This window comes from Streptomyces sp. NPDC002324, assembly GCF_053593335.1.
On record NZ_JBSFCF010000083.1, the window covers coordinates 1 to 7564 of the forward strand.

At 67.2% G+C, this 7564-nt stretch carries 7 protein-coding genes and 3 pseudogenes; 7 read left to right on the top strand and 3 right to left on the bottom strand.

Annotated elements, in window-relative coordinates:
• Both ACWCRJ_RS44275 and ACWCRJ_RS44280 read left to right on the top strand, forming a co-directional pair.
• Window positions 1–676, top strand: a 676-nt coding sequence (locus ACWCRJ_RS44275; protein WP_450944651.1) for a transposase, incomplete at its 5' end; no start/stop codon positions are given.
• 7 nt (window positions 677–683) lie between these two features.
• A pseudogene (locus ACWCRJ_RS44280) lies at window positions 684–953 on the top strand (transposase); the annotation flags it as partial.
• A 207-nt stretch (window positions 954–1160) separates the two neighbouring features.
• Here ACWCRJ_RS44280 and ACWCRJ_RS44285 read toward each other — a convergent pair.
• Window positions 1161–1448 (bottom strand): hypothetical protein, encoded by a 288-nt coding sequence (locus ACWCRJ_RS44285; RefSeq protein ID WP_450944652.1) that lies wholly within the window; start codon window positions 1446–1448, stop codon window positions 1161–1163.
• Between ACWCRJ_RS44285 and ACWCRJ_RS44290 the strand changes: the two genes are divergently transcribed.
• The 3 genes from ACWCRJ_RS44290 (at window position 1438) to istB (ending at window position 4881) form a co-directional block, all read left to right on the top strand.
• Window positions 1438–2283, top strand: a complete 846-nt coding sequence (locus ACWCRJ_RS44290) for a M20 metallopeptidase family protein (RefSeq protein WP_450944653.1) — start codon at window positions 1438–1440, stop codon at window positions 2281–2283. The two genes, ACWCRJ_RS44285 and ACWCRJ_RS44290, sit on opposite strands and share 11 nt — an antisense overlap.
• 133 nt (window positions 2284–2416) lie before the next feature.
• Window positions 2417–4075: an IS21 family transposase gene (gene istA / locus ACWCRJ_RS44295; RefSeq protein ID WP_450944654.1), complete on the top strand. Its 1659-nt coding sequence runs from the start codon at window positions 2417–2419 to the stop codon at window positions 4073–4075.
• Window positions 4072–4881, top strand: coding sequence for an IS21-like element helper ATPase IstB (gene istB / locus ACWCRJ_RS44300; protein WP_450944655.1), 810 nt, complete (start codon window positions 4072–4074; stop codon window positions 4879–4881). The genes istA and istB overlap by 4 nt, the downstream gene beginning before the upstream one ends.
• 153 nt (window positions 4882–5034) lie before the next feature.
• Here istB and ACWCRJ_RS44305 read toward each other — a convergent pair whose 3' ends face one another.
• The gene (locus ACWCRJ_RS44305; RefSeq protein WP_450944656.1) at window positions 5035–5613 is read right to left on the bottom strand and encodes a DUF6518 family protein; all 579 of its coding nucleotides are present in this window, start codon (window positions 5611–5613) and stop codon (window positions 5035–5037) included.
• A 158-nt stretch (window positions 5614–5771) separates the two neighbouring features.
• Between ACWCRJ_RS44305 and ACWCRJ_RS44310 the strand changes: the two genes are divergently transcribed.
• Window positions 5772–6137 (top strand): hypothetical protein, encoded by a 366-nt coding sequence (locus ACWCRJ_RS44310; protein WP_450944657.1) that lies wholly within the window; start codon window positions 5772–5774, stop codon window positions 6135–6137.
• Window positions 6138–6305: 168 nt separating this feature from the next.
• A pseudogene (locus tag ACWCRJ_RS44315) lies at window positions 6306–6941 on the top strand (transposase family protein); the annotation flags it as partial.
• Window positions 6942–6960: 19 nt separating this feature from the next.
• Here ACWCRJ_RS44315 and ACWCRJ_RS44320 read toward each other — a convergent pair.
• Window positions 6961–7206: pseudogene (locus ACWCRJ_RS44320) on the bottom strand (LexA family protein); the annotation flags it as partial.
• Window positions 7207–7564: the final 358 nt, after the last annotated feature.

The following is a 7564-nucleotide window of genomic DNA, read 5'->3' on the forward strand; positions in this document are numbered from 1 at the left end:
GGCCGACATGCGTGTGCTCCGGCTGGCGAAGGAGTCGGCCGTCAAGGCCCGCACGCAGGCGAAGAACCAGCTCAAGGCCGTACTCCTCGGCGTCGATCCCGAACTGCGCGAGGCCCTGTCCAGCCTCAGCAACACAGCACTGATCGCCACGTGCGCCGACCTTCCCGACGGCGACGATGCAGCCGTGTTCACGCTCCGGCTGCTGGCCCGGCGCATCCAGCAGCTGACCGCCGAGGCCAAGGAGCTCGCCCGCCGGACCACCAAGGCCGTCCGTTGCTGGCATCCGCAGCTCCTGGACGTCATCGGCGTCGGGCCCGACAGCGCCGCCGCCCTGCTGATCGCCACCGGCGACAACCCGGAACGGCTGGCCAGCGAGGCGTCATTCGCCGCTCTGTGCGGCGTCAGCCCCGTCGAGCAGTCCTCCGGAAAGACCCAGCGTCGCAGGCTGAACCGCGGAGGAAACCGGCAGGCCAACGCCACCCTCTACCGCATCGTCATAACCCGCCTGCGCCGCGATGCCCGGACACGTCTCTACCTCGAACGCCGCACGAAACAGGGCATGTCGAAACGCGAGATCATCCGCTGTCTCAAACGCTACGTCGCCCGTGAGAGATACGGTCAACTCCAGCCGCCGTCACCCCCCGCTGTGTGCCCTCTGCCGCTTGACACAACATAGGGGCATCCTCAACGTCCACAAAGCCGCCGATCTGCGGGAATGGGCGGAAGCCCGGGACTGGCTGACCATCTACTACCTGCCGCCCTACGCACCCGACCTCAACCCCGTCGAAGGGATCTGGTCCCTCCTGCGACGCGGCTGGCTCTCCAACGTCGCCTTCAATACTCCCGAACACCTCGTACAGCGCATCCGACGCGGCCTACGGCACATCCAGTACCGCACCCATCTCATAGACGGCTGCCTCGCCGAGACCTGCCTGGCCATCAGACCCACCTGACCAACAGCACGACATCACGAGTTCAACCTCAGTAGCAGGGTGTGGAGTGGCGTCGAACCGTGAGCGTGTGCCGCTGAAGGCTGATCAGCGGGCTGCTCCCCCCCAGATGTCATCGATGTCGTCCAGAGCTACAAAACGCAGAGTCGCCATCCAGCAGTTCAATCGTCAGTCCCACGAACTGATCGTCCAGCCGTATCGGGCCTAGCGTCAGATCTGCTTGCGCGAGACCAGGCCCTGGTGACCGTCCTCGTCGTCGGCTGGCTCGCCGAAGTGGGCGGTGTCCCAGTGAAGCAGGCTGAAGCAGAGCATCTGGAAGCGCTCGGCCAATTCCCACACTTCGCTGCTGTTGATGAAAGTGATCTCGGGACGGTCACTGCGGTGGGCTCCCTTCAAGGTGAGCCACTGAGCCTTTTTCAACTTCAAGGCCGGGTTGGAGATCGGCTCGTGTAGCCTCCGGCGCATGTCTTCCGCGCTGGACCACGCGATGATCGACAAGATTGCGGCCGAGATCGACGATGAGCTGATCGGGATGCGCCGCGACATCCACCGGCATCCCGATCTTGCCGGTGAGGAGCGGCGCACATCAGCACTGGTCGCCGAGCGGCTTCGCGCCGCGGGTCTGGCCGTCGTAACCGGCGTGGGCGGCCATGGTGTGGTGGCGGTGCTCGAGGGTGCGGGTGAGGGCCCGATCGTCGCCTACCGGGCCGACATGGACGCGGTCGACGACGACGAACTGTTCGACTGTGCCTTCGCCTCGCAGGTCCCGGGGGCGGCCCACCTGTGCGGCCACGACCTGCACACGGCGATCGGGGTGGGTATCGCCTTGGTCCTCGCACGGCTGCGGAAGCAGCTAAACGGCTGGGTCGTCTTCGTCTTCCAGCCGGCCGAGGAGACGTGCGAGGGCGCCCGGGCGATGATCGAGGACGGGGTCCTGGAGCGGACCGCGCCGCGGGAGATCTACGCGCTGCACTGCGGCTCCAATCCAGTCGGCACGTTCGCGGTCGGGCCGGGTCAGCCGGGGCAAGACCGCTTTCGGATCGAGCTGGCGGGGCCGGGCGCCGCCGACGACGCCAAGCGGCTCGTCGCCATGATCGACGGATTGTCGACTGTCGGGCGCCCACAGACGCCCGGACAGCTCCAGCAGCTCATGGACGACATGCAGACCCCGGACGGCCCGCTGGCGCGCTTTGTCTACGCCCTGTCCCATTCGAGCTCGGGCGATGATGGCGCGCGCGTGCACGCCTATCTGCGGGCCTGGCCTGAGAGCCGGTACGCCGAGATCCGTGAGGAGGTGCGGCGCTGGGTGGATGCGCGCTGGCTTTGTAGGTGAGTTTTGAGGCCAGTGGTGGGTGGGTTCTGACTCCAGTGCTGTAGGTGGAGAGCTGATGTCGGTGAGTTTTGACTCCACTGGGGGCCTTGCGGTGGGAGTATCGGGGTGCATCAGCTAGCCCTGGGTGGCTCAAGTGCCTCTTTCGAAGGTCGAGTTGTACGCGGCGATACGCCATGACGCTCGGGTCGAAGGGCTGTCCAGCAGGGCTTTGTCGGCGAAGTACGGAGTGGGCCGCAGGACGGTGGCGCTGGCGCTGGAGTCGGTGTGGCCGGCGCCGCGCAAGCAGCTTCCGCCCCGGATCTCGCGCCTGGATCCGTTCAAGGCGACGATCGACCAGATTCTGCGGGAGGACCTGGACGCGCCGCGCAAGCAGCGGCACACCGTCAAGCGGGTCTTCGACCGGCTGATCGATGAGCACGACGCCCGGGGCGTGACGTATTCGATGGTCCGCGCCTACATCGCCGTGCGGCGTCCGGAGATCCGGGTGGAGGAGGGCCGGGGGGCGCCTCAGGTGTTCGTGCCGCAGACCCACCGCCCCGGCGATGAGGCGGAGGTCGACTTCGGGGACGTGTGGATCCACCTGGACGGCGTGTCCACCAAGGTGTTCCTGTTCTCGCTGCGCCTTTCGTTCAGTGGAAAGGCCGTGCACAAGATTTTCGCTTCGTGCGGGCAGGAAGCGTTCCTGGAAGGCCACGTTCACGCGCTGCAAGTGCTGGGCGGCGTGCCGCGCGGCAAGGTCCGCTACGACAATCTGCGCGCCGCGGTCAGCCAGGTGCTGGGCCGCACCCGGGGCCGGGTGGAAAGCGACCGCTGGACGGCGTTCCGGTCCCATTTCTCGATCAACAGTTTCTACTGCAATCCCGGCATCGAGGGCGCCCACGAGAAGGGCGGCGTCGAGGGGCAGATCGGCTGGTTCCGCAGAAACCACCTGGTCCCCGTCCCGAAGGTCGCCTCGCTGGCCGAACTGAACGCGATGGTGGAGCGCTGGGATGACGAGGACGACGCCCGCCGGATCATGCAGCGGGCGCTGACCATCGGTGAAATGTTCGCCGTCGAGCGCCCGCTGCTGGTCCCACTGCCCGAGGAGACGTTCGAGACCGGGCTGGTGACCTCGCTGCGGGTGAACCGCTACAGCCAGGTCAGCGTGCGCACCAATCACTACTCGGTGCCGGTCAGGTTGATCGGCCGGATGGTGCGCGTCGTGCTGCACGCCTCCGAGCTCGTGGTCTACGACGCGCACAAGGAAGTCGCCCGCCACGAGCGGCTGATCGCCAAGGGCGGCTCCCGGCTGGAGCTGGACCACTACCTGGAGGCGCTGGTCCGCAAGCCCGGCGCGCTGCCGGGGGCGACCGCGTTGGACCAGGCCAGGTCGGCGGGCAAGTTCACCCCGGTCCATGACGCCTGGTGGCAGGCGGCCTGCAAGGCCCACGGCGACGCGGAGGGCACCCGGGCGCTGATCGCGGTCCTGCTGCTGCACCGGCACATGGTCCACGAGCATGTGGTGGCCGGGATCGCGACCGCGCTGCGGGCCGGAGCGCTGACCGCCGACGCGGTCGCCCTGGAGGCCCGCAAGTGGGGCGAGGCGGACCAGGGCGCCGAACAGCCGGCCGACCAGGACACCCCGCGCCGCCGGGTGGACGGCGGGGCGACGGTGACCTCGCTGACCGAGCGGCGTCTGGCAGCGCTGCCGCCCGACCCCAGGCCGCTGCCGTCGGTGGCCGTCTACGACCAGCTGCTGCGATTCCGTCGGCGGCCCGCCGACGGCCCGGCATACCAGGAAGAGGCACCGTGACCGCCAAGCGCAACCGCGGACTGACCGAACAGGCTGCCGACACCGCCGTGGACCAGGCGTGCCGGATGCTCCGGCTGCCCACGATCCGCTCCCAGTACCCCGAGCTGGCCGAAGCCGCCGGCCGTGACCAGATGACCTACCGCGGGTTCCTGGCCGAACTGCTGCTGTCCGAATGCGACGACCGGGCACGGCGCCGCTCGGAGCGCCGGATCAAGGCGGCCGGCTTTCCGCGCGAGAAATCGATCCGGCAGTTCGACTTCGACGCCAACCCCGTCATCGATCCGGCAGCCATCCACACCCTCGCCAAGTGCGACTGGGTCAAGAAGGGCCTGCCGCTGTGTCTGATCGGCGACAGCGGAACCGGCAAGTCCCATCTGCTCATCGCGCTGGGCACCGAGGCTGCGATGCACGAGTACCGGGTGAAGTACGTGCTGGCCACCAAGCTCGTCAACGAGCTTGTGGAGGCCGCCGACGAGAAGCTGTTGGCCAAGACCATCGCACGCTACGGCCGCGTCGACCTTTTGTGCATCGACGAACTGGGCTATATGGAGCTTGACCGTCGCGGGGCGGAGCTGCTGTTCCAGGTTTTGACGGAGCGTGAGGAAAAGAATTCTGTGGCGATAGCTTCCAACGAATCCTTTGGCGGCTGGACCAAAACCTTCACGGATCCAAGGCTCTGCGCGGCCATAGTGGACCGATTGACGTTCGGCGGCAACATCATCGAGACCGGCACCGACTCCTACCGCCTGGCCGCTACCCGCGCCCGCGCCGAACAGAAGGCCGCCGCCGCGGTCGCCGCGGGCTGACGAAGACGGCGAACTCCCAAGCTCACCTGACCTGGGCACTCATCACCTTCATGACCAGACGACTCACTCGCAGAGGCCCTCGCTCCGACTGGCCGAAGTAGCGGCTCATCCCCTGTTTTGTGGTGGCCTGCAGTTCAAGGCGCCGGTGTCCATCTACGCAGTGCCGACGCGGCGCTCACGCCAAAACCGATAAAGGGCCCAGACGGCACCGAACACAGCGCCTGTCCAGACGATGGCCTCTGCCACGGTCTCGGGCAGTGACGTGGTGAAGTACTCGCCAGGTGGCAGCACCACCATCTGCGCAGCAGCCCCGATCGGAACGATCAAGGCGGCGATCAGCCCGGTCATACCTGGCTGCCTGGCGAGTGCGCCCACCGTGCCAAGAATGAGTCCCAAAGGCACCCCCACAACCAGCCACGCAATCATGTCTGTGCCCGCGTCCCACAGATAGAGGTCCGTTACGTAGTACGACACGGTCGCCGCCACCAGCGCCAACAGCCCGCCCAACGCCCCACGGACACGAGACCCGGCCACCCAACCCACCGCCACCGCCAGAGCAGCCCACGACCACCCGGCGTCGAGCAAGAGACTGAGCACCTTGCTGGCTTTGGCCAAGCTGGTCCCCGCCACGCGGGCGCCGATCTCCCCATAGGGCGAAGACAGGACGTTGGCGAGCGACGTAAGCGCTCCGAACACCATCCCAGCCACGATCCCACCCACCGTGATCTTCATACGGGCAGCCTATCCAAGCGCTCGTTTGCTCGGGATTTCAAACAGTCACTGACCCGGGACGGGCTCAATCCGCCGCAGCGGGGCCGCCAGGTGGAGTCATTTCTCACCTACAAAATCGCGTCCCCCAGGCACCCGGTGGAGTCAGAACTGACCTACAAGTGGAGTCAACCGTCACCTACGAAGCCACGCTGCCCCGTGGGCGGGTGGAGTTCACCGAGCCTCCGTTGCCCGCCATGGTGTGCTCGCCGGAGCTCAACGCGGCGGCAGCCTCGTACCTGCGAGGCGCCCTGGGTGCGGACGCAGTCATGGTGTTGCACGCGGCGTATCCTTTCAACGGCGAGGACTTCGCGTACTTCCTGCACCAGGTGTCCGGAGCGATGTTCTACCTCGGCGTCGCCAACCCGGAAGCGGGCATCAACGGGGTACCCCACTCCCCGGACTTCGCTGCCGACGAGCACGCGATCGGTATCGGGGTCCGCGCGATGGCGGGGTTCCTGTCACACCGTCTCGATGCCCTCGCCTGAGCTGCAATCCGGTCGGCCGGGCAGCGCACCTCGCCAACGTGAGATGCAAAAATGCTCACTGAGCCCTTCCAACCTGGTACCTCAGTCGGGGAGTTGGGCTGACAGCGTGGTGAAGCCCCTGGTAGATGGGTTTTCGACCAAGAGAACCGACTCCACCAGAGGCTTCACGTGCTTGTCTACCCGTCGGGCGTCGACGTGTCCAGCTCTGCCCTTCGCTTCCTTGCGCAGCAGTTGCGGCGGCACCGCCGTGCGATCGGCTCCCGTTGGCGGCGCCTGAGTGTGGGCCGCCAGGCTCTGCTCACGCTCGCCCACCTGCGGGTGGGGCACACGTACGCTCAGCTTGCGGCAGGGTTCGGTGTCGGCACCACGACGGCCTATCGCTACGTCACCGAGGCCGTCGACCTCCTGGCCGCTCTCGCTCCCAGCCTGGCAGACGCGGTGCGGACTGCATCGGTGAAGGCGTATCTGATCCTGGACGGCACGCTGCTGCCGATCGACCGCATCGCCGCGGACCGGCCGTTCTGCTCGGGCAAGCACAAGAGGCACGGGATGAACGTGCAGGTCCTCGCCGACCCCTTCGGCCGACTGCTGTGGGCCTCACCTGCCCTGCCCGGCGCCGTCCACGACATCCGCGCGGCCCGCGAACACGGCATCCTCGACGCCCTCGCTGGCGTCGGCATCCCGTGCTGGGCGGACAAGGCCTATCGGGGCGCCAGCGGCGCGATCCGCACCCCGTACTGGGGCCGGTGGGAGACCCTCTCCACCGGCCAGAAGGCGGTGAACACTCGAACCTGCGGCATCCGGTTCTCCAAGGGATTTCTGCTCAGAGAAGCCGCAGGACGCCGACGACCTTGCCGAGGATGCGTGCGTCGCCGCCGGGGATCGGCTTGAAGGACGGGTTGCGCGGCATCAGCCACACCTGTCCGTCCTGTCGCTTCAGGACCTTCACGGTGGCCTCGTCGTCCAGAAGCGCGGCGACGATGTCTCCGTGGTCGGCGCTGTCCTGGCGGCGGACGGTCACGATGTCGCCGTCGCAGATCGACGCGTCGATCATCGAGTCGCCGGACACCGGAAACCGACGAGTTCGCCGAATCTCGGAGGACTCTTCCTGGGAACCGGTGGCGATTCTGCCTCTACGGCGTTGAGCCTGGCGTAGGTTCGCACTCTACGACTGCGCGGTCCGAGAGGCCGTCGGCCGTGTCCCGGCCGACCGCTAAGGCTCGACGGCAACGTCCCGGCACGGCGAAGGCGCTCACCTGGATCAGCGCGTTATCCGTGCTGGGCACGATCATCGCCGTCATCGTGCTCACCCTCAGCGGCCACAGCGACTACCTAGTGCCGCATCAGGCAACGTTCGCCCTGGGCGGTCTGCGACGATGGCGCCATGGACGAGGAAGTCATTCCCATTCTTCGCGTTGTGGACGCTG